We start from the raw sequence: 21,682 nt of genomic DNA, 5'->3' as shown, positions 1-21,682 counted from the left end.
GTATTGTGAAAGATAGAACTGATTCCATCATTGGAGCAGTTCAACATATCAGAAAGGAATTTACATTAAGTTATTATGAAGTCAATTTTAAGAATGAAAACATAAAAATATATGAGGTCACTAAAAAAAGTCTCGTTCATTTACTAATCTTTTATGAAGACAAGCAGATCGGCCAAATTGAAAAGAGTCTGAAGAGATACAATAATCTAGACCAATACCAACTTTTCCTTTTAGATGATTTTTCGAGGTTTAAAGATATCTTAATACTATTTGTTGGTTATTTTGATAACTGGAATTATTCAGATATCGGTGAGGTTGTTGCTCTTAATAGAGAAATATCATGGGAGTGGTCTTATAGTAAAGCAAATTCTAAATATAATAAAAACTGGATTCAGGAGAATTTCCACTTAAGTGAAGAACATAGAGCAGCAATTAATAACGAACAAATGGGAATTGTTTTTATATTAATTTTTGTGTTAATGGGGCTAATGGGAATAGCAGTAGTTATAGGTTTTATAGTTCAAAAGTGAATCTGAAGGGGACTTGAATGTGAATCAAGTAGACATTGACTTCAGCTAACACCATATTATGCGAACCTTTTTTTGCCCCTTTTAAAATGCCCGAATCCCTTTCCCCGCAAGGCTTTTCCCGCTTTCCCCACTTCGCTGTTGTCGCTTTGTCTTCGCATAACTTGAATTATCCCAGCTAAGATATACGAACCAGGCGCTGAAAAGATAAGCGAAAAACGAGATATACGCACCTGTTTTTTCGAGATATACGAAGCTGATGATGAAAGTGTAGCTTATCGGATTTCATCAGTCAAATGTATATGGAAATCGTCTGAATGCTCAACTGAACAGTTTACATATGCTTGAGAAGCATGCCGAGAATGCCGACATTGAGAGCGGCTCTTTTTGTCGAAGTAGATGTGAAAGAAGGAATAATCACGAGTTTTGCCGAATATTAGAATCTGTAATTGGATTATAGTATTGAAGGTTTATCGTGAGAAGGGCATACAGTAAGAGGATTCTATTGGTTAATCACGAACCACTGATAGGGAGTTGACGGGAGTCATGCCAATCATAAATAATCATCCATCTGAAAACCATCCATTTTCCATGTCACTCACATGTTCTGATGAAAACGCTACTAACGGTGTTCCTCATAGATGCTTAATAGAAAATGGACACCATAATGTTTTTCTTGACTACATGACATTAGCATTACAGAATCATCACATTAGTCCTGAGGCTCTGGAGCGCCGTAGAGATTTAATTGAGTCTTTACGGATAATTGGTGCACCAATGCCTCTGGCTCCACATCCACGGAATCTTTCAACCCAGAAAGGGAATTTTGCTGAAGTTTTTCTGGCAGAGTATTTGTGTGAGGCGACTGAGGCTGAACTCCCTATTTATAGATTAAGATACAATCCAAATGTAGAGCAATCAATGAAAGGCGACGATGTTTTGCTTTTTGATTTGGATTCTGATCCGGTGCGTATTATTGTTGGGGAATCAAAGTTCAGAGGAGTTCCAGATAAGCAAGCAGTGGTAGATATAGTTGACGGGCTTGTACGTTCAAACAAAGCAGGGCTACCTATTTCATTAATGTTTGTTGCTGAGCGTTTGTTTGAAGCGGGTAATTCTGAGTTGGCAAAAAGGGTCCAGAATTGCGCTATATTATTTGTAACAAATCAACTGCAAATAGATTATGTTGGTCTACTGATGAGCAATCACAATACGAGAAGAATTGTAAATACCCATGCCTCGAGTGAGCTTCATAATTTATTAATAATGTCGCTAAATTTAGAATCGCCAGAGACGATTGTGCAACAAGCATTTGCACGATTGGAGAATAATATATGAGTATCCCTACAGATTATGCAATATCTTTGCTTCGCAGTTTAGGACAAAGTAGAATAGAAAACCTCGTCGCTCAAGCTGATGCACGACGAATTTTACAAGAAGTTAGAGAACTCCCTGAAAATTACCCTAATTTTGATTCTGCACTTACAGAAAAAGCAACACATATTGCGTATACTTTGATTTCTTGTGGTTGTTCATTGATAGAAAATGAAGATGCAGAGACTCATGAAGGGTTAGTCGTGCTAGAAAAGGCCGGAAAGATATTGTCAGATGCATTTAAATTTAATTCTGACGAAATTGAGACGAAAAACTATAATCTTTTGATTGCCGGGATGTCGTTATATGCAACTAAGCAATATTCGCGCGCATTTATTGTCCTCCATGATATTGATGTCGATTTTACTGTCGGACAAATAATCATTAATTTTATAAAGAAAGACTTTGAATCTATGCTTCAAATTGTAAGTAATGTTCTATTCACGCAAGCGCCGGAACAGTTATATCTTCGTGATTTTGATGAATGGGTAATATCACACGAAATTGCGCGCTGTTTTTTAATCGTTGAGGATTTCATTCAGACGGGCAATCAAGAGAATTTTACACTCATTAAAGATATTTTAGAAAAGCTATTGGCAATTTCTTCTGAAAGCGCTTTGACACTATACTGGCTAATTATTCGATTGTTAAGAATCATCTTTTCTACTTTTCAAGCTTCATCCCTATGGTCTATTTTGCCGCCGTTTCTTCCAGCAAAGTATATCACTGAAAAATATATCCGTTTACTCAGCGGGTTTAGATCTCCCGTTACAGAAATATGGCCATCTCAGTCAGCGGCATTGCCGCTTGCTGTTGGTGATAATAGTGGGGCAGTTATTAACCTACGTACAAGTGGTGGAAAAACAAGAGTAGCAGAGATAGCTATCCTAAGAACCTTATCTACTCATCTATTATCAAAGGTTTTGTATCTCGCACCATTCCGCTCCTTAGCTTTTGAAATTGAGCAAAGTTTAAATAGAACATTTGGACCACTAGGCATTACGGTTTCGCAGTTATATGGTGGTTCAACTGCAAATGTTACAGACTTTGAACTAATCAATAAATCACAAGTTATTATCGCCACACCTGAAAAGGCAAAAGCCCTTATTCGTTGTGGATCAGGACTTGAACAAGAAATCAAGTTAATTGTTGTTGATGAAGGACACTTGTTAGGTGCAGAAGAAAGATATATCAAAAACGAAATGTTTCTTACGCATATCAAGGAATTTGCCTCAAGAAACCAAATAAGAATGTTACTTTTATCTGCTGTATTGCCCAATGCAGATGATTTAGCTCAATGGATCACAAGCGACTCGGATTTGGTAGCAAGGTCAGATTGGAAGCCTGCTTTGGAGCGGTTGGGCTTATTACTTTGGGATGGTAAGCGCGTTAGGTTGGAATGGAAAAGTGAAGGTGAGCCATTTAACCCTAATTTTATCCAAAAAGGCCCTTTGGGATTTGGACTTAGAAGGAATCATTTTCCAAATAATAAAAACGAGGCAGTAGCCTCCACGGCAGTTCGATTAGCGCAAAACGGAACAGTTATGATATATTCCGCAAGAGCCAATTCAATTAATGGGTTGGCTGGGAGCGTACTTCTAGCACTAGGAGAGCGACCAGAAGATTTTCTGTGGGATGATTCCCTATGGAAAGTCTTTGAAAGTATCTGTTTTGAAGAACTGGGCAATAACGATATTGTTCTAACAGCCGCAAGAAAAGGGGTCATATGTCACAATAATCGATTGCCAACACTTGTTCGCATTGCTATTGAAAGGCTCATGCGTTCTAAAGCTCCACGAATAATCATTGCTTCCTCAACACTCGGACAAGGAGTTAATGTTGGTATTTCAACTGTGATTGTGTCAACTCCATACTATAGTGACAAAGTAATCAGCAATAGAGATTTTTGGAATATTTGTGGAAGAGCAGGACGTGCTTTTTCCGATGTCGAAGGAAAAATACTCTATATGATTGATACAACAAAAGCACAGTGGCAAGTTAACAATGATAGACGACTTGCCCAAAATTATTTTGATAATCGGCAAATGGAAGAAGTGCGAAGTGGATTGCTCGCTGCTTTAATGGCTATTTGCAGGAATGCCAATCGTACGGGAACGGATTTCACATTGCTTGTTGAAACAATTGCAAATGACTTTATTGAAGGGAATATTAGTGAAGATTTTTCTAAGTGGTTAAACTATATTTTTGACTTCATAGATGATGAGCTTCTTGCAATGCATGAAGATTTTAGCACAGATGATGCCCATATAAACTGGATTGATGATGTCTTTAGAAACTCGCTGGCTCTTATTCAAGCAGAAAGCGAGAACGAAGAATCTTACCTAGCTCTTTTTAAAGCACGTACCACTGCCCTGCTGCGCAGAATACCAAATAGGACGGATAGAAAAAAATTAATTTCTTCTGGCGTTCCGTTGTCAGTGTCTAAAGCTATGTTAGAGGATACTGATTTTTTTAGAAATCTTGCTACGACATTCATTCAATCTTCTGTTGGCGAACATGATGTTATTGAATTAATAGATAATATTATTCGTGAACTGGAAATTTGGAGCATTCAAAAAGCACATAATTTAATGAATTTTGTACCAGAGCAAGCGGTTCTAGATAATATACGTCACTCTTGGATAAGAGGAGATGCGCTCGCTACAATAATTACGATTGAACAAGATTCGGCTGAAATTTCAAAAGACTTCTATGGCTTTACGTTGCCGTGGATTATACACGCTGTTGCTCAATTATTTGATCATGAAACAGAAGAGAACATGGTTCAGTTGTATGCTTCGCTTGCCATGTTTGTTGAACTAGGCCTTCCTAACAATATAGCCACGAACATATATTTGGCAGGTGTGCGTTCGAGAAGCGCAGCTTTAGAGATGTCCACTTTTGATGTTTTCAAAAACAAGGGTGTTTCAGAAATTAAGCAAACACTATTGAACTTTTCAACATCGGATCACGCTCTTTCGGACAGTTCGAAGGTATGGATTGAGTTACTTTCAGAAACTACAAAATCACAATCACCTAAAAAAATATCTTTCCCTCATTTTACATGGAAGAGACACAATCTTCCTGATAAACTGTACCTTAGAGAGGTCAAAGGGGAGTATTTTCTTACTTCAAGTGACGGTTATTTCTATGAAAAAGTTGAATCAACAGATGATTTGCCATTTTCAAATATAGCCAATATTCCAGGACTGTTCTTCGTATATGAAAATGACAATTGGCAATTGTGCTCATATAACCCTCGAATAGTTGTAAATGATGAAGATTAGATTATTCTGTCAACAAGAGTAAGAAAGGAGCAGCATTCAAATATATGAATTCCATAAGTGAGATAACCAAACGTGATATTTTCGATTTGTTTAAATTCGGGATGGATGTGCCTGATTTATGGGAAATGCGAAGAGTGCAATATAAATACTTTGGACGGTTAGAAGAAAGAGAGTTTCTCCAGAGAATATATGATTTAAAGGGAATGCCAAGTCTGGATACAAGGTACCACAATGCTGAGGAAGATATTTGGCAACATACAGTAAATAATGATGATTATCCATTTTGTTGGGTATTTGAGGACGAGCGCTTCCAATTAAAATACGGAAGTGATGAAATATATTTAAAATTTATCTGTGAAATATTTCACCCCACAGTAAGGGATGAAAAAGGATATTGGAAAGAGTTTCATCAAGGGGTTAACAAATTGCTACAAAACGATGGATATGAAATTTATCCAGCAGAAAAAATATCCAATCGTGATTTGTATAGTTGGAGATTTTTTGATTCGATAGAAAACAAACTATTTATCCCTTTTTCTCAACGAAATCAAAAGGCAATTAAAGAAAAAAGAATGTCACTTTCGATCAAACTAAGCACAAGAAATCAAATGTATCAATTTCTAGAAAGACATAATGATGTTTTTCAAAAAACAGATGAAACTGGTTGGAATTTTAATGTTACGACAAGTGATGAGGTGTTCAATGACATTCGGCAATTTTACATACCTAAATGTTATAATACACAGAGAGAGTATGTGGAAACAGATAGCCTAAAAGATTTTCTGTGCCATACTTCACCCTACTGTGTAATCGATGCAATAGAGTTTTTTGAGAAGTATAACCAGAATACTGATTTCGAGGCACAAGTTAATGCAATATTAAAACTGAATGATATTGCCCTAAAGCTGAATAATGGTAAAATTGAAAGTACATTTAATTCCCAAATAAAAGCTAATACATTAGTTCCAATTCAGGAAGCAGGTCTCAAAGAGTTACTTCAAGAAGCAGCTACTTATTACGACGAAGGTAACCTTAAAATTGCTGTTGAAAAGCTGTGGGATGCTTTTGAAAGGCTCAAAACATATTATTCTCCTACATTAGATAAGAAGAAATCTACAAGCAGGATTATTAATCATATGAGTGGTCAAAAAGCCCATTATAAAGAACTATTTGAGAAGGAGTTTCTTGAACTCACACAAATTGGGAATAACTTTAGAATCCGACACCATGAAACGACAAAAACAGACATTGAGGATCATAGACACTATGATTATTTTTACAAGCGATGTCTTTCGCTAATTTCAGTTTCGATTCAGTATTTAGATTATAACGGAATGACTTAGTCAAAATAAGTTGGCAAAATTCATTGGGCGATCTGAAATAAATTTCTCAATCCTGAAATGATTCGAACCAAATATCTTCGACATCTTTACCGTCAAGAGCAGCTTGTATGCGGCAGTTTTCAGTCAATTCGAAAGCGCTACAGAGAAATCTCGCTACAATTTTTTTATATACCTCAAGCTTAGTCAGGTTCTCTTCGCCATCCAAGAACGAATTTTTGCTATTAGAGAGACCCTCGTGCACATAGCTCCCCCGTAGATTGCTCATGCGCTCAATGATTAGCCTTCGAGATTCTATGCCTACTTCCTCAATATTGCCCAACTTAGAGAGCCTACCCTTGATTTTCCGTGATTTGTTTCTTTCCTCCTGGTTTTTTATAAGAACGCACTCACTTGCTATATTCAACAGCAGTATTGCATCCGACTCTGGATTGAAGAAGCGGTTCCCGCTCTTAACATTAATTCCTCTTGCAAAAAATCGGATTCCCCGCAAAAATCGATCAGATAACCCGTTTTGTTCGTATTTAAAACTAATCAGATTCATTAAATCTGATAGTCTCTTCCCGTGAACTTTTTCATTGAGCCAATCCAGATTAAAATTGCAGTTATATTCAAAATTAAGTGGTTGATGTCCCCAATTAGAACTGTTTACGCTTTGTATCACGGTATGCTGATTTACGTGCTCTCGCCTATCCCTGAGCAAGCGTGTATGACTCTTTGCTCTATGGGTTGGAGTAACATATCCCCAATACAAGACATTGATGAAGTTGACGGCATAATATGCAATCGCAACTGCATTTTCGCGGACAATTCTATGCTGATGATTAATTTTTATCACAAGCAAGGGATCATTGAAAAAATTAGGCGACCTCGATTTTTCCGTATGTACAAATCGAGATTCTGCCTCATGCGGTTCTAAACCGATAATTTGGGTTAACTTCTCTAGTTTTTTCTCTCGTTCCCCTGCTAGTATAGAAATATAATCACTGATTTTGATGCTCTGCGTAGCTTCCGCATTCAGTAAAGGAAGTACGATCCAATAATCGGACAAGTTGATCAACATATTTTTATTCAATAGCTGGAGAAAATTGTTCGCCTCATGGGCCCTGATGCTTTCTTTTGAGGGAAACTCAAAATTATTAAATAATGTAGGCAAAAAGTCAGCCGCCAGTTCTGGGTCCATAATGTTTATAAAAGAAGGATCAGAACCAACCGCATTGATAAACCTCCAGGTTGCTTCATCGTCAAGCCAATTATCCCACTTATTCCTCTGCTGGTTGAATTCAAAAAGAGAAATCAAATCTTCCGTTAATGCCATATAGTTCACTTCCTTGTTCCATATTAATTCTCATATTATCATAGCATGGGTTTGAACAGAAAAGTCGCGTACCAAAAAACAGGCATTATAGGGGGATTGGACGAGATTCCGACTGAATTGTAAAGCCATCGTACATAATCCTTAACAGATGGTCCCTTAATTAATTGTCGCAGCACTAAGCTCTATTTCGAGTTTGGTTCTGAGCCTCCTTTTTGTTTGATATTTCCAATTGTGATTCGCCATGTTAAAATTGATGGTAAGGTGTATTTAGGTTACTTCTCTACTGAAATATAAGTTATTAAAGCAAGACAAGATGAAGTTTTTGATCCGGAATTCCCTTATGATGAAAAGTTTCCAGTGATTAAATTTCAATGAAGTCCAAAATAAAGAAATAATGTGCGAGCGAAAAGAAAATGTTTTGGAGGTGAGCGGTGTAATGAAAAAATCCATATCCCCATATGAGCTTTTAAAAGCTAAGAGACCTGAAAAATTTTCCGACTCTACAATTATCCGTAAAGCAAATTTAAATAGAGAAATATTTGACTTTTATCTCGATAGCTTAACAAGCAGAGGACAAGAAAAGGACTTTGAGGTATTCTGCAGACGCATGGCAGAACATGAAATATGTCCAAACCTTCTACCTCAGACTGGACCAACCGGAGGAGGAGATAGTAAGGTTGATTCGGAAACATATCCGATATCCGATGATTTAGCATTATTATGGTTTAGTGGAATAGGAAGAGAAGCATCCGCCGAAAGATGGGCATTTGCGATAAGTGCAAAAAAAGACTGGAGATCCAAAATCAAATCTGATGTTAAGAATATCATTTCCACGTCAAGAGAATACAAAAAAATCTTTTTTATAAGCAATCAATACATTCCTGATAAAAAACGAGCAGCTATAGAAGACGAATTATCCAATCAATATAAGATTGAAACTAGAGTGCTTGATAGATCATGGTTATTGGATAAACTGTTTTCAAACCATCGTGAACAAATAGCGGTTGAATCTTTTGGGCTTTCAGATTCATTTGCCGATGAACGGAAAGTAGGCCCATTAGATTATAAACGTCAGTCAGAGTTGGAGAAAATAGAAAGAGAGATAAGTCAATACATCGTTGAAGGAATAAACAGTGTTGCTCTTGTAGAGAATGCAACACAAGCAGCAATGTTAAGTAGGGAACTAGAACTGTCATTTGATATTACAAAGGGACGTTTTGAGAGAGCTATTGCGCTTTCAGATAAATACGGAACGATCATTCAGCAAAAAGAATGTGCTTATCAATGGGCATGGACCTTGTATTGGTGGTATGAAAAGTTCGATCTGTTCTATGAAAAGTATTGTATTTATGAAAGTATTATTCTTAATGGTAATAATTTCTTTGAACTTGAACGATTAACAAATCTATGGATGAATCTATATACTATTACTGGAGGCAACTTTGAAGTAAGTAATTTTGAAGCACACACTAAAACGTTGATAGAAGAATACAAAAAATTTATTGACAATAAGACACGCCCTAATGCTGCTTTGGAAGCTAGGGCTAACTTTGTCTTTGTAAAATTAATGCTGGGGGATAATGTCGATGAGTTAGTTTATGAACTAACGCAGATCATTAATGATTGTGAAGGGGTACTTGATTTTAGCCTTGATACACTTTCTGAATTGATTATGAATGTTAGCCCAAATTTAAAGGATAGCCCCAAATATGATTCCTTATTTGATACAATAATTTCAGCTTCAAGCAGCAGAAAACAAGAATTAGTTGCTGCAAAATTACTCTTAAAACGAGGAGAGCAAATAATTGAATCAAAACCATATAGCGCTATACGTTATATTGGTCGTGCCCTCCAAAAGTTATATAAAGATGAGAGTAAAAATGAGTACCTATTGGCAATGACTTTAATGGCTCACGCTTGTGAAAAAGCTGACTTATTGTGGGCGGGACGCGGTTATTACCTTAATGCTTTCTATATCGCCTTTATTGATTACATGAAGTTTGGAAATGTCAGTCCCTTATTAGTTGGTTGTTCTACCGAACTAAAGATGATTGAACTTCGGCATGGGAGAATTCCTCATTCGCTAGAATGGTATAAGTTAGATCGACTGGTAAAAGGCCTCCTAATATCAAGTGGTTACGATGCAACGAGGCTAAACGAAATCGAGGATATAAATTTATACGATGCAATATTGGGAATGCTTCTTTTAAGAACATCCTTAGAGGATCTCCACTCACTTGCATCATTACCAGATGTATTAGATCATGAAGGTCTTCATATGGCTGCCATTGCATTGAAATATGCACTAGGTTATGTAGATGAAGAGATTCAGAAATCTTACAACGATGATAAAAACTCTATAGAAGAATTTATGCAGCAATGGTATAACCAACCTGCAAAAGAGCAAATACCGGATAATCCGATACTTTTTATCGATGGTATCCAGTACTTTTCTTCAAAAATAATGGGATGTCTGATTAATATTGAATCAGATGCCAAATTTCCATGTATCGAATTAGCCGAAAGTATATTAGCTGCAATCGAAAGCTTCCTTGCAACGGCTATTTTAGATGGATTGGTAGGTACGATTCCCCGCGCAACGATTAGAGTGAAATATGTTGAGACGGTAAAATATCATCTTGACTTCAAAAATGAACCCAGTGATATTGAACCTATATTCACTATTACTTGCTCCGATTTTGGTGAGGAAGAATTTTTTGAAGCGCAGCAACAAACTAAACAGTTTATTCTTAATTTCTTTGCGGCATTTGTTGCTCAAATAGTAATGTTTAGAAATACAGAACAACTTGAAAAGCTGATCATTGAGGATCAAGCTTTCGATAGATCATTGAATTTTACAAACAGTATTTTTATCATTGCTGATTTATTCGGTAAGAATAGGCTCTCTTTAAATAAATGGCTAAATCCTGAGGAAAATAATTATCCGTTAATACGAGATAGTACAATTAGATTGCAGTTAGATAAATTGGATGTAGGCAAAACAGATAAGCAAGAAATAAAACGTGGAAAGTCGGATAATAAGGAGAAGCTTGATACTGAATCAGTAAGTCAAAAAGACATTGAAATTACAAAAATAATTAATATACCATTATGGAACAGGGCGCAGTGGAGAGGAATTTACTTTGGTTGGACTCCTGATAATGAGCCTCCTTTATTAGCTTTAGCATTTAATAATAAAGAAGCAGCTATTTCGATTTTTAAACAATGGCATACCTTAGTGGGCAAGGCTGATGAAAATGATAGAATACGAGTTGGATTAATAAAAGGAATTGATAATAAAAATCCCTTCTTTTATAAGGCGATATTAACCGCAAATCTTGAGAACTCATCTGATTCGCAAAAAGCGGGATTGATTACTGTTCTGTCAAGGTTTCGTACAATGGATGTTGACAATGATTTTAATCTTAGAAATTTCGAAAGTGCCCTTAAAAAGGTAGAGTCAACATGGAAATATATAATACTTCCTGCTTATATTAATCCCAAGAACCAGAGGCCAGAATTATTATTTGACTATCATATCCTGAAAAAACATATTAAAATAAAAAATGCATGGGAATTAGAAGAAGATGACTGGCTTACTTACGCTATTACTCCTGATGATAAGCCGATTATTCCGCCATTCGTTAAACATGCTCGAATTATGGATTATATTGAAAATTTAAAGCGAACCCATTAAGTCATATGAGTTGTTACATGAAAGGCCACCCTCGATAGGTGGTCTTTCGCTTTCTTGGCTACGATCATCAAACACTTGCAATGGCAAGTGAACCCTCATTAACCCTTAGCTAAAGCTGCTGAAAATGTAGACTTAACCTTAATTTAGTTCTAACATCAACACAATTAAATTGCCCATTAATAAATTGTCGCAGCACCAAGCTCTATTTCGAGTTTGGTGCTGTTTTTTTTATTTTCGATTTTTTTTGAAAGAAGGGTCCGATTTGACCTCAAAAATGAAACGGATGGTAGAGGGACACGCCCTCGACCGTTCTTTGACAATAACATATCTTCTCATCCGGTACGTTCCCCGCATGCCCAATAGGGAAAGCCATTTTGCAGGTACGCCACGATCATTCTTTCATCAATAGAATGTTAGCGATCACTACCTATGCAAAAATAAATGACGGTAACATTTAGGCGATAATCCATGCGGAGGGATAATGATACATCCGTCCAGCCACAGTTATCGCAATGGGGGCGGCTTGCAGTAATCCTGGAAGAGGCGCTAGCCTATGAGGACGGTTAACCACTGTCCGCCGGACGAGATTATTTTTGTTGTGCTGATACATCCAAAACAAATTGGAATTATAAATATTGAAATGTTGTGAGCAGCAGAAGTTCGATTTCAACACTTTGTAACGTTAAATGACCTTCACGAGACGGTGACAATTCTGAATAGGAATATTCAAGAGAATGTTTTTTGTGGCGTTCTCTTTTTATATAGATATTATTTCAAAAAGCCGGTTGCCTGATTATTCAGCGTAACCGGCTTTTTTGTAAGAAAGGGGATTTTAACATGTCCAAAGTAATCGCCCTCGCCAATCAGAAAGGTGGCGTGGGCAAAACGACAACAGCAGTTAACCTTGGCATTGGCTTGGCGGCTGAAGGCAAGAAGGTTTTGTTGCTGGATGCAGATGCGCAAGGCAACCTGACGGACTCTCTTGGCTTTCACGAGCCGGACAGTCTTTCTGTATCACTGGCTACGATGTTGGTGAAAGGCATGACGGAGGAGCCATATGAACCGAAGGAAGGCATTCTTCATCATTATGAAGGTATCGACCTAATGCCGGGAAACATCGAATTATCGGCGGTCGAAGTGGCACTCGTGAATACAATGAGCAGGGAAACAATTATGCGTTCGTATATCGATTCCGTAAAAGCAGATTACGATTACGTGCTGATCGATTGTATGCCAAGCTTGGGTATGATGACGATCAACGCATTGGCAGCGGCGGATAGCGTCATCATCCCGGTACAGGCACACTATCTGCCCGCTAAAGGAATGACTCAGCTTTTGCAGACGGTTGCCCGCGTCCGGCGTCAAATTAATCCGAAGCTAGCTGTGGATGGGGTGCTGCTCACGATGGTAGACAACCGAACCAATTTCGCCAAAGATATTTCTTTCGTGTTGCGCCGGGATTACGGAGACAAGCTGTGTGTATTCCATACTGAAATTCCCCTGTCCATTCGTGCGGCTGAAACAAGCGCCAAAGGCAAAAGCATTTATGCCCACGACCCAACCGGACAAGTCGCCAAAGCTTACGCTTCATTAACGAAGGAGGTGCAGGATATTGGGAGCGAAAGAAGATCGACTCGCCAGCATAAAGCTGACCAAAGTCGATGATTTGTTCTCGACAGAGGAAAGTCGCACCGATTCGCAGCGGGAAAAGGTAATGGATATTCCATTGACTGACATTAGCGATTTTCCCGGCCATCCCTTTAAGGTAAGAGCAGATGAGGCGATGTTGGAAATGGCAGATAGCGTTAAGCAGTATGGTGTTCTTGTACCAGGTTTGGTTCGTCCGAAGGCAGGCGGCGGTTACGAAATGGTATCCGGTCATCGTCGCAAAAAGGCAAGCGAATTAGCTGGTATGGAGTCAATTCCTTGTCTCGTTCGCGAGTTGGATGACGATCAGGCAACTATCATTATGGTGGATAGTAACCTGCAACGGGAATATATCTCTCCGAGTGAAAAAGCCTTTGCCTATAAGTTGAAACTTGCAGCAATGAAACGGCAAGCAGGCAGGCCAAGCAAAGAAAATCCTACCCAAGTTGGGCAGGATTTAAAGGGAAGATATTCGGTTGAGATTTTAGGTGAACAAGTAGGCGAGAGCCGAAATCAGATTCAGCGCTTTATTCGCCTAACTGAACTCACTCCGCCCATTCTCGAAATGGTAGACGACAAGCGGATTGCTTTTAATCCTGCCGTTGAACTATCTTACTTGGCCGAGAAAGAACAGCAAGCCTTGTTCGACACCATGCAGTCCGAGGATTGCACACCTTCGCTGGCACAGGCGCAGCGTATGAAAAAGCTGAGTCAGGATGGACGGCTTAACGTAGATGTCATCTTTTCGATTCTTACGGAGGAAAAGCCGAACCAGAAAGAGCAGATGAAAATCCAGCGTGAGCGGATCGACCGCTTTTTTCCGCGAGATTTTTCCGAAAAGCAAAAAGAAGACTTGATCGTGCAATTGCTGGAAGGATGGTATAGAAAACGACAACGGGAGCACGAGCGGTAATTCATCCGTTTCTGCCCCTGTTCATGCGACCTCTCCTCTGACGGAGAGCTTTTTTTTATGCCCATTTTCGGGGAGGAGATAATCAATGGACTTTACGAGAGGCAAACGGCGCCAGTATGAACGCATGATGAAAGAAAAGCCAAGCTTTGTACGTAGCGGGCCATCCAAGCAGGAAAAACAAGCGCTTCGCAAGCAGACCCAAGAAGCCGAAGGCAAACAAATGAAGCATGAGCGCAAATCAAATCGGGAGGGCTGACGATGGAGCAGGAGAAACGCATGGCTGATGATTACAAGGTTTATCAGGCACTGCCCATTGGCAGGGTCGAGGTTATTTTAGGCATCGACATGGCGAATACTGAGAAGCCCTATCTGGTTTGCTACTGTTCGCAGAACAATTTGTTCGGTATCGATCAGTATTACGGTGCAGAAGGATATGCGGATTATCTGGTTGCCATGCAGGAATTTGCCAAGCTGTTGCAGTGGGAAATCGAGAAGCTCCAGACCGAGCGCTCTGCGATTACGGAGCCGATGCCTACCGTTCAACCCGCTCAATGCATCCCGATTAAAAGTGATGATGATCTCAGCGGCAGGATTGTTGTGATCCGCCCGGAATGGCTGCGGCCGGAGTTTCGAACAGCAGATAACCAGCTTGTTTGGGTAACGGGAGGTTTCGGGGCCACAGGGAATTCGCGTGGGCGTGTTGTCTTTGCGGAAACACTCTATTCCGGCGATGAATACCGCTATAACCGGGAAAACCTGATGGGCTTTCTGAAGCCGGAGCATACACCGGCGTGGGCAGCCGAAAAGCTGGCACAACGACAAGCGGAGCACGGTCCATCGAAGCCGCGTCCGCGAGGCGAAGCGCGTTAAGTGAAGCACTATATAAATGAAAGGAGATCATGAACAATGTCATGGACGTATCGACACCGTAAGGCGCTGGTTATAGGAGCTATCACTGTCAGCTTAGCACTACTGATTGGAGCAGCCCTATACATGCTGATGCAGCACACCGACCAGCAGCAAAAGCAGCAACAGATGAAAGAGGAGTATGAGAGGCAGATTCAGCAGTTGATAAATGAGGAACAGCAAAATAGCCGAAATGTGTGGATGACTGCAAAAACGATACCGGCGGGTGTTACGATCAAAGCAGATGACCTGGAGTCCGTTCCGATGCCGGTCAGTTTGGTTCCACCTGGCGTCATTACCGACCGGGAGAGCATTGTCGGCAAAAATTCGAAAATCGGGCTTGCGCCTGGAACGCCGTTGTTATCTTCTCTATTGTACGAAGGACAGCCCATTCCGAAGGATTTGCGAGTGCAGGAATTTCAGGTTATCCAGCTTCCCTCTAATCTGAGGCCTAACCAATATATCGACGTTCGCATCGGCTTTCCAACAGGAGAGGACTTTGTTCTCTTATCTAAAAAGAAGGTACAAGAGCTATCTGGGACGGTTGTGTGGTTGGAACTGAATGAGATGGACATCCTCCAGACGTCCAGCGCTATTATTGATGCTTATTTGCAAGGAGCGCGGCTGTATGCTCTCCCATACATCGAGCCGGGCCTCCAGGACGCTGCTGTGGTTAATTATCCCGCCAATCAGAAGGTGTTGGACCTGATGACGGTCGATCCCAATCTGCTCGAAACCGCACAAATCGAGCTTGCTCGCAAATTGCGTCAAACGCTGGATGGCAATTTGAAAGCGGTCAGCGAATCGGACAAGCTCCGTGTTACCAGCGGCAGCGTAACCGTGCAGCAGCAGTTGCAAAACGAACGGACAACGACGCGGCTGGGCAATGCCATGAGCGGAACGGAGCCAATTAGTACGCCACAGCCGGAAGAATCATCGGTTTCGACGAGTGGTTCGCAACCTACAACGGGCGACTCTGCTGGTACAACAGGTTCACCATCGGAGGGAAGCCAACAGACATTCTCTCCTTCCGATTCGCCATCGCTGCCTTCGGAGACGCCCCCGGCAACCGAAGTTACTCCGGAAAGCGGAGATAAGTGGGAAGACATCTTCAATCAATGAGGAGTGCGAATATGAAAAAAATTGTTTTTATGGGCATTTCGGAAAAGGCGCATGCCTTATTGGTGTTGGGTCGTTTGCTGACAGTGCTTGGACATAAAGTGCTGCTGGTCGATTCCACGATCGCGCAGTCGATTCGGGGCTATTTGCCGCATGCTTATGCGACTAGCGCCGTTCTGGACTTTGAAGGTATGGATGTGGCCTACGGCTATCTCACTCCCGACCAGCTTGAGCGAGGCTTGGCCCAGGCAGGGACGCTGCCATCATACGACATTATGCTGGTGGATACGGACCATACGGAATTTGTGTTCCGTCTTAATTTGTCCCAATGTGACAAGCGGGTATGGTGTTGGGATGGTAGGCGATTATCGCTGGAAAAAAACGAGGAGCTGATGCTGCGACTGGGCTTACAGGATGCGGAATCGCCTGTCACGTTTTTTGAAATGCTTGCCCCCGCCATACCGGGTCATCTGGCTGCTTGGCGAGCTGAAATGAGGATGCGGCATATCCAATGGGAGGAGACCGTTTTTCGTTTTCCTTTGGACGAGCGGGATGTAGCCGCCGATTTGAACAACCAGCATCACGGCCGTATTGACCTCCGAGGACTGACTGGAGCATACCGCAATACGCTGCTAATGATGCTTGAGCAACTTGGAGATTGCGACCGCAAGGCGGCGCGGCGGGCTTGGTCGATAGCTCGGAAGAAAGTGCGAGTATGGTAGAAAGGAGAATGCATATGGGAGTTACCGTTGTATTTTGGAGCCCCGTTCCCGGTCAGGCGGGGACAACAACTAATCTGCTCGCTGCGGCAACGTGCATGGGTCTGGAATATTCGGCGCGACTGCTGCTGCTGGGACATTTGCAAAACAGCTATGCCGCTGTCGAGCGGGCTTATTTCCGGCCTACCGCTTGGAATGGCATTCATGCCCCGGATACGGGAATTGATGCGCTCATCCGTCTGCTGAAAAACCGCAAGCTGGAGCCTATCATGCTGCGAGACTATGCCCATCCGTTGCTGCACGATCGACTGGATATTTTGCCCGGCTCCATCAAGTCGGACGATGTCTTTATCGAAATGGCAAAGGAATGGCTCACACCGCTGCTGGAGGTATCCCGCCGTGCCTACGATGTGGTGCTGCTGGACGGTGGGAGCGGCAACGGATCGGCTTGGTACGAATTGGTGCGGCAGCAAGCCGATGTATGGGTTGTCTGCTTACCGCAAAACCGTTTGCTGTTAGAGCGATTTTTCCAATCGGCGGAAGTAGCGACGTTGCAGAGCCGAAGAACATTATTTGTATGTGGACAATACGATCCTTACTCGACGCTTACCGTTAAAAATCTCATGCGCCAATTCCACATTGGAACCTCTATTTACTCTGTGACGCATAATACGGGCTGGATGGACGCGGTACAGCACGGAGAATCGAATTCCTTTTGGTTCCGCAACTGGAAGGCAGCAAGTGGTCATGAAAATCATCTTTTTGTGCAACAAGTGCGCCAATTGGCACAGGCTGTGATCGATAGTGCGGGCGCAAGGCAGTCCCTTTACGGAGGAAAGGGGGACGACACACCATGACGGCCATGCTCAATATTTTAATTCTGATTGCGCTCCTGTTGCTTTCGCTCTTCTTCCTCTACTTGCGTCTGAGCCGACGATTGCCCGAACGGGCAGACGAAACGTCGGTATATACGTTAGAAGCAATGACCACTTTCGTGAAAACGGCGCTTCACGAGTTGACCAGCAGCAGCTTGGCTGACTTCGGATTGTCAGAGGAAGAGTACCGCCGTCGAAAAAGCAAACGGGCGGAGTTGAAAAAGGCGCTGCGGGGCTGTACTTCTGGTGATCTACGGGACAAAGAATATGTCAAGGAGATCATTGCCGACCTGCTAACGCAACAATATGAACTGGACGATGCACATTTGAACCTCCTACTGCCGTTTCATCAGGAGGGGTCTCTCTCCGAGCAAGACCAGTTTGACATTCTGCTTCATATGTATAAAAAGGAAGCCGGACTTCATGCGCTCGATCGGCTCATTCAAACCTATGACTGGGATCAGGAAAGACGAAATGAAGAAGGCCAGCTTAAAGCATATCGAATTACGGCGGAGGATATTCGTAGTGTCTTTGCCCATGAAGCGCCGCGTTTGACGACGGACGATAAGCTCCAGATTGTCGTCCAGCGGATTTATCAGCAATATAAAGGATTCAGCGTTGTGGACGAGTTGCGCGACATGCGTGTGGACGGTGTATCCGGAGGCGTATCCGGTTTGCCGCCGCTTATGTGGGATGGAGAATGGTCGCTGGAGGAGGATGACCAATTTCAGTCACTGCCCCGTTCGCATGATAGTGTATGGCTGTTTTATAAAGGCAAGTCTATTCACCTGAGCTTCTTGTCCTTCGGCTCCGAGCAGGAACTGCGACGAGTTTGTCAGATCATCTACAAGCACAATTTTCCCGGCCAGTTGTCTGAGGCGAACGGGTTTAAGGTCAACGAAATGGCGGACGGCTCCCGCGTCGTCGTGCTGCGCCCACGATTTAGTGAATCGTGGGCTTTTTTTGTGCGCAAATTTGATGTGCAAAGCGCGACGTTGGAGCAGTTGATTCAGGATGACGGAGCGGAATTGCCGATTGGTCTCATTCGTTATTTGGTGTCGGGTGCGCGGATCACGGCCATTACCGGTGCGCAAGGCAGCGGCAAAACAACGCTGCTTATGGCGATGGTCCATCATATTCCAGAAGTGTTGCCGATTCGGGTACAGGAAATGAGCTTTGAGCTTCAGCTGCGCAAAATTTATCCAGAACGCAACATCGTCAGCTTGCGCGAAACCGAGACGATCTCCGGTCAGCAGGGGCTGGACATCCAGAAGAAGACGGACGGCTCCGTCAACATTTTGGGCGAGGTGGCGACCGATCCGGTTGCAGCTTGGATGGTTCAGATGGCACAGGTAGCGTCATTATTCACTTTGTTCACGCATCACGCCAAAACCTTCCGCGACCTGGTGCTGTCCCTGCGCAATTCCTTATTAAAAACAAAGGTGTTTACGAACGAGCGTGTGGCGGAACAGCAAGTCGTCAGCGTCGTCAACTTCGATATACACCTTCGCCGCGATTTGAACGGACGGCGCTATATCGAACGCATTACGGAATGCGTACCGGCGCCGGAGGAGACAGCGTACCCCGAAGCCTTTCGTGGGAAAATGACAAAGGATGAACGGGTGGCGGCCTTTATGGAAACGGCGCTCGAATATTTCCGCCGCACGACGGATCGCCCACTGTATGCCGCACGAAATCTCGTGGAGTTCCGGGACGGCCGTTACGTTGCCGTTCATCCACTGTCCGAGCAAAGTCGCCTTGAGATTGCGGAATACCTGAGCGGCCCCGATCAGGCTGTGTTTGATGCGTTTCTGGCGTCCCATTGGGGGGATGAGACATGATTCGAGACTGGCTTTCTCCCATACTCGGGATTGCAACGGTGTTATTCCTTGTCACTATCGCCGCTTTTCTGTGGCTGTCACGGCGTGATTCAGAGGTGGCGGCAGTTCGACGCTATGAAGCACTGCGCAAGCCGGGACAAGCGCCTCGGAAGCAGGCGATTTACAGCTTCATGCAGCAGCTATACCGCGTTTGCGAGCAAGTTGCTGTTTTACGTGCGTACTTGCAGCATCTTCGCAGGCGGCTGGTCATCCTGCGACTTGGGGACGAATGGAAGTTGCGGTTGGAAACGATGAAATCGGCGCTGCTCATGTGGCTTGTCTTGCTGATAGCTGCAATTCCGCTTGTATGGGCAGTGAGAGATCCCTTCACCTTAGCCATGCTCGGCATTGGTCTTTGGGTCGGCCACGGCATTCTCTCGGATATGGGTGTCCATCGGCTCGAAATGCGGCTGTTGCGTCAGCTCCGTCTCTTTCTTGGCGATGTACGGCATCACTACCATCGTCACGGAATGGTGGAGGAAGCTATCTACGAATCGGCGGACAGTGCGCCATATGAAATGGCGCTGCACGGGCAGGAGTTGTACGACATGCTGACGGACAGCGATGCTGAGGAGAAACTGGCGCAATATGTGGAGATTGCCCCGAATCGCTATTTGCAGGGCTTTGCTGGATTGTCCTATCTCATCAAGGAACACGGTGACCAGCAAACCGAAACGGGCTCTGTCTACCTCAAGGGACTGGAAAAGCTGTCCGTCGAACTGAATCTGGAGTTGCTGCGCCGCGAGCGTCTTAGTTACTTATTACAGGGGCTGACTGTTATTGCGCTGTTGCCGCTGTTGTTTACTCGTCCGATTGAAGCCTGGGCCAGCCACTTTTTTCCGGCAATGGACACCTTCTACGCCAGTGCATTCGGATGGGCGGTTAAACTCTGTCTGCTTGTCGTCGTGTGGCTATGCTACGTGCTGCTGCGCAACCTGTCGGAGCTGGATGCGACCGCAAGACCCACCAGCCGAAAAAGATGGGAGCAGCGGGTCTATGGCTGGCCGTGGGTGCGCTGGCTGGCCCATCGGTTAGGTCCGATTCCCGGCTCGCGAGAGGCACAGCGGATGACCCGGCTGCTCAAGGATACGGCTTCGCCCTTACGTCTTGAATGGTTTTATGTGCAGCGAATCGCCACCGGGATTGCAGCATTTTTAGCGGTACTGGGCTTGTTCGTGTCGCTGCATGTAGCGGAGCGGCACCAGGTACTGTATGCGCCAGTGAAGCCGGGAACGCTGTTCGGGCAGTTATCGCCGGAGGAGGAAGTGAAGGCGCGGGAAGCAGCCGCGCTGGATCGAAGAATACTCGATCAATTAAAGGAGGTGAGGCCGCGAAACGAAAATAGTATCATCAGCCTGCTGCGCAAAGACCCGACTGTAGCGGTCAAGGAGGATCAACTTCGACTTACGGGGCGGCGAATTCTGGGCAAGCTGGAGAAGCTGAACCAACCTTTACTGGTTTGGTGGGAAGCGTTCCTGGCTTTCTCCTCGGGGTGGGGCGGGTACGCATTGCCGGTTGGCATACGACTGTTCCATCGTCGCATGCGGCAGATGGAGATGAAGCATGAGGTGGATCAGTTGCATGCTGTTATTGCCATGCTCTCCGAGATGAACCGAATGTCGGTTGAACAGCTTCTGCTATGGATGGAACAGTTCGCGAATGTCTTCAAGGAGCCGCTGCAAGCTTGCCTGCTTCATTATGAGCAGGGCGAAGAACAGGCACTTGCACAACTTAAAGAAGATGCGCCATTTCTTCCATTTCTTCGGATCGTTGAAAAGCTGGAGATGGCATCGCAGCATTTGACCATCCGTCAGGCATTCGACGATCTCGAAGCGGAGCAGGCTTTTGCGCGGGAGCAGCGCAAGCAGGAATATGAGCAGTTGATTGAACAAAAGGCAGGCTGGGGCCGCTGGATCGGGTTTGCCCCCTTGATGACGCTGATATTCGGCTATCTGGTTATCCCCCTGGTTATCGTCAGCCTGCACCAGATGACCACTTACTATGATCAGCTTCATCGTATCCAGTAGTCCGCACAGACGTTTTCCCTTATCAATGGGAAAGCGTTTTTTTATTCCCTAAA

General features: G+C 43.3%; 15 protein-coding genes. 14 read left to right on the top strand and 1 reads right to left on the bottom strand.

The features are described from left to right. Positions 1-5: 5 nt before the first annotated feature. The 4 genes from KJW29_RS10185 to KJW29_RS10170 all read left to right on the top strand — a co-directional run bounded on the left by KJW29_RS10185 (position 6) and on the right by KJW29_RS10170 (position 6,531). Positions 6-530, top strand: coding sequence for a hypothetical protein (locus KJW29_RS10185; protein ID WP_214629714.1), 525 nt, complete (start codon positions 6-8; stop codon positions 528-530). Between the two features lie 543 nt (positions 531-1,073). After that, complete coding sequence (locus tag KJW29_RS10180) at positions 1,074-1,865, top strand: Hachiman antiphage defense system protein HamA (protein ID WP_214629713.1); 792 nt, start codon at positions 1,074-1,076, stop codon at positions 1,863-1,865. Beyond that, positions 1,862-5,188, top strand: coding sequence for a DEAD/DEAH box helicase (locus KJW29_RS10175; RefSeq protein WP_214629712.1), 3,327 nt, complete (start codon positions 1,862-1,864; stop codon positions 5,186-5,188). Before KJW29_RS10180 ends, KJW29_RS10175 begins: the two co-directional genes overlap by 4 nt. A gap of 44 nt (positions 5,189-5,232) precedes the next feature. After that, complete coding sequence (locus tag KJW29_RS10170) at positions 5,233-6,531, top strand: AbiJ-related protein (RefSeq protein ID WP_214629711.1); 1,299 nt, start codon at positions 5,233-5,235, stop codon at positions 6,529-6,531. Positions 6,532-6,577: 46 nt separating this feature from the next. On the opposite strand, the gene KJW29_RS10165 is transcribed toward KJW29_RS10170, so the two are convergent. Then, the gene (locus KJW29_RS10165) at positions 6,578-7,846 is read right to left on the bottom strand and encodes a HEPN domain-containing protein (RefSeq protein WP_214629710.1); all 1,269 of its coding nucleotides are present in this window, start codon (positions 7,844-7,846) and stop codon (positions 6,578-6,580) included. A gap of 436 nt (positions 7,847-8,282) precedes the next feature. On the opposite strand from KJW29_RS10165, the gene KJW29_RS10160 reads away from it, so the two are divergent. From KJW29_RS10160 to KJW29_RS10115, 10 genes are all read left to right on the top strand, one after another. Beyond that, entirely contained in the window at positions 8,283-11,543 is a 3,261-nt protein-coding gene (locus tag KJW29_RS10160) for a hypothetical protein (protein WP_214629709.1), read from the top strand. Positions 11,544-12,380: 837 nt separating this feature from the next. After that, positions 12,381-13,208, top strand: coding sequence for a ParA family protein (locus tag KJW29_RS10155; RefSeq protein WP_214629708.1), 828 nt, complete (start codon positions 12,381-12,383; stop codon positions 13,206-13,208). Further along, positions 13,156-14,103, top strand: coding sequence for a ParB/RepB/Spo0J family partition protein (locus tag KJW29_RS10150; RefSeq protein ID WP_214629707.1), 948 nt, complete (start codon positions 13,156-13,158; stop codon positions 14,101-14,103). The genes KJW29_RS10155 and KJW29_RS10150 overlap by 53 nt, the downstream gene beginning before the upstream one ends. Positions 14,104-14,188: 85 nt before the next feature. Further along, a complete protein-coding gene (locus KJW29_RS10145; RefSeq protein ID WP_214629706.1) occupies positions 14,189-14,359 on the top strand; it encodes a hypothetical protein in 171 nt (56 codons plus the stop codon). 2 nt (positions 14,360-14,361) lie between these two features. Next, complete coding sequence (locus KJW29_RS10140; protein ID WP_214629705.1) at positions 14,362-14,973, top strand: hypothetical protein; 612 nt, start codon at positions 14,362-14,364, stop codon at positions 14,971-14,973. Between the two features lie 36 nt (positions 14,974-15,009). After that, positions 15,010-16,131 carry an SAF domain-containing protein gene (locus tag KJW29_RS10135; RefSeq protein WP_214629704.1) on the top strand — a complete coding sequence of 374 codons (1,122 nt, stop codon included), beginning with the start codon at positions 15,010-15,012 and terminating at the stop codon, positions 16,129-16,131. A gap of 11 nt (positions 16,132-16,142) precedes the next feature. Then, complete coding sequence (locus tag KJW29_RS10130; RefSeq protein ID WP_214629703.1) at positions 16,143-16,850, top strand: hypothetical protein; 708 nt, start codon at positions 16,143-16,145, stop codon at positions 16,848-16,850. Between the two features lie 14 nt (positions 16,851-16,864). Then, the gene (locus tag KJW29_RS10125) at positions 16,865-17,704 is read left to right on the top strand and encodes a hypothetical protein (RefSeq protein WP_214629702.1); all 840 of its coding nucleotides are present in this window, start codon (positions 16,865-16,867) and stop codon (positions 17,702-17,704) included. Beyond that, positions 17,701-19,563 (top strand): Flp pilus assembly complex ATPase component TadA, encoded by a 1,863-nt coding sequence (locus KJW29_RS10120; protein ID WP_214629701.1) that lies wholly within the window; start codon positions 17,701-17,703, stop codon positions 19,561-19,563. Before KJW29_RS10125 ends, KJW29_RS10120 begins: the two co-directional genes overlap by 4 nt. Continuing rightward, a complete protein-coding gene (locus tag KJW29_RS10115; RefSeq protein ID WP_214629700.1) occupies positions 19,560-21,629 on the top strand; it encodes a hypothetical protein in 2,070 nt (689 codons plus the stop codon). Before KJW29_RS10120 ends, KJW29_RS10115 begins: the two co-directional genes overlap by 4 nt. Positions 21,630-21,682 lie beyond the last annotated feature (53 nt).

Source organism: Paenibacillus agaridevorans (genome assembly GCF_018604145.1).
Taxonomy (GTDB): domain Bacteria; phylum Bacillota; class Bacilli; order Paenibacillales; family Paenibacillaceae; genus Pristimantibacillus; species Pristimantibacillus agaridevorans.
Note: the sequence above shows the minus strand (reverse complement) of the source record. Positions and strands in the feature narration are given on the sequence as shown.

What these genes read in the sequence shown, in the direction of transcription:
- KJW29_RS10180 (WP_214629713.1), top strand. Translation starts at nt 1,074, where the DNA reads ATGCCAATCATAAATAATCATCCATCTGAAAACCATCCATTTTCCATG.
- KJW29_RS10175 (WP_214629712.1), top strand. Translation starts at nt 1,862, where the DNA reads ATGAGTATCCCTACAGATTATGCAATATCTTTGCTTCGCAGTTTAGGA.
- KJW29_RS10170 (WP_214629711.1), top strand. Translation starts at nt 5,233, where the DNA reads ATGAATTCCATAAGTGAGATAACCAAACGTGATATTTTCGATTTGTTT.
- KJW29_RS10165 (WP_214629710.1), bottom strand. Translation starts at nt 7,846, where the DNA reads ATGGCATTAACGGAAGATTTGATTTCTCTTTTTGAATTCAACCAGCAG.
- KJW29_RS10160 (WP_214629709.1), top strand. Translation starts at nt 8,283, where the DNA reads ATGAAAAAATCCATATCCCCATATGAGCTTTTAAAAGCTAAGAGACCT.
- KJW29_RS10155 (WP_214629708.1), top strand. Translation starts at nt 12,381, where the DNA reads ATGTCCAAAGTAATCGCCCTCGCCAATCAGAAAGGTGGCGTGGGCAAA.
- KJW29_RS10145 (WP_214629706.1), top strand. Translation starts at nt 14,189, where the DNA reads ATGGACTTTACGAGAGGCAAACGGCGCCAGTATGAACGCATGATGAAA.
- KJW29_RS10140 (WP_214629705.1), top strand. Translation starts at nt 14,362, where the DNA reads ATGGAGCAGGAGAAACGCATGGCTGATGATTACAAGGTTTATCAGGCA.
- KJW29_RS10135 (WP_214629704.1), top strand. Translation starts at nt 15,010, where the DNA reads ATGTCATGGACGTATCGACACCGTAAGGCGCTGGTTATAGGAGCTATC.
- KJW29_RS10130 (WP_214629703.1), top strand. Translation starts at nt 16,143, where the DNA reads ATGAAAAAAATTGTTTTTATGGGCATTTCGGAAAAGGCGCATGCCTTA.
- KJW29_RS10125 (WP_214629702.1), top strand. Translation starts at nt 16,865, where the DNA reads ATGGGAGTTACCGTTGTATTTTGGAGCCCCGTTCCCGGTCAGGCGGGG.
- KJW29_RS10120 (WP_214629701.1), top strand. Translation starts at nt 17,701, where the DNA reads ATGACGGCCATGCTCAATATTTTAATTCTGATTGCGCTCCTGTTGCTT.
- KJW29_RS10115 (WP_214629700.1), top strand. Translation starts at nt 19,560, where the DNA reads ATGATTCGAGACTGGCTTTCTCCCATACTCGGGATTGCAACGGTGTTA.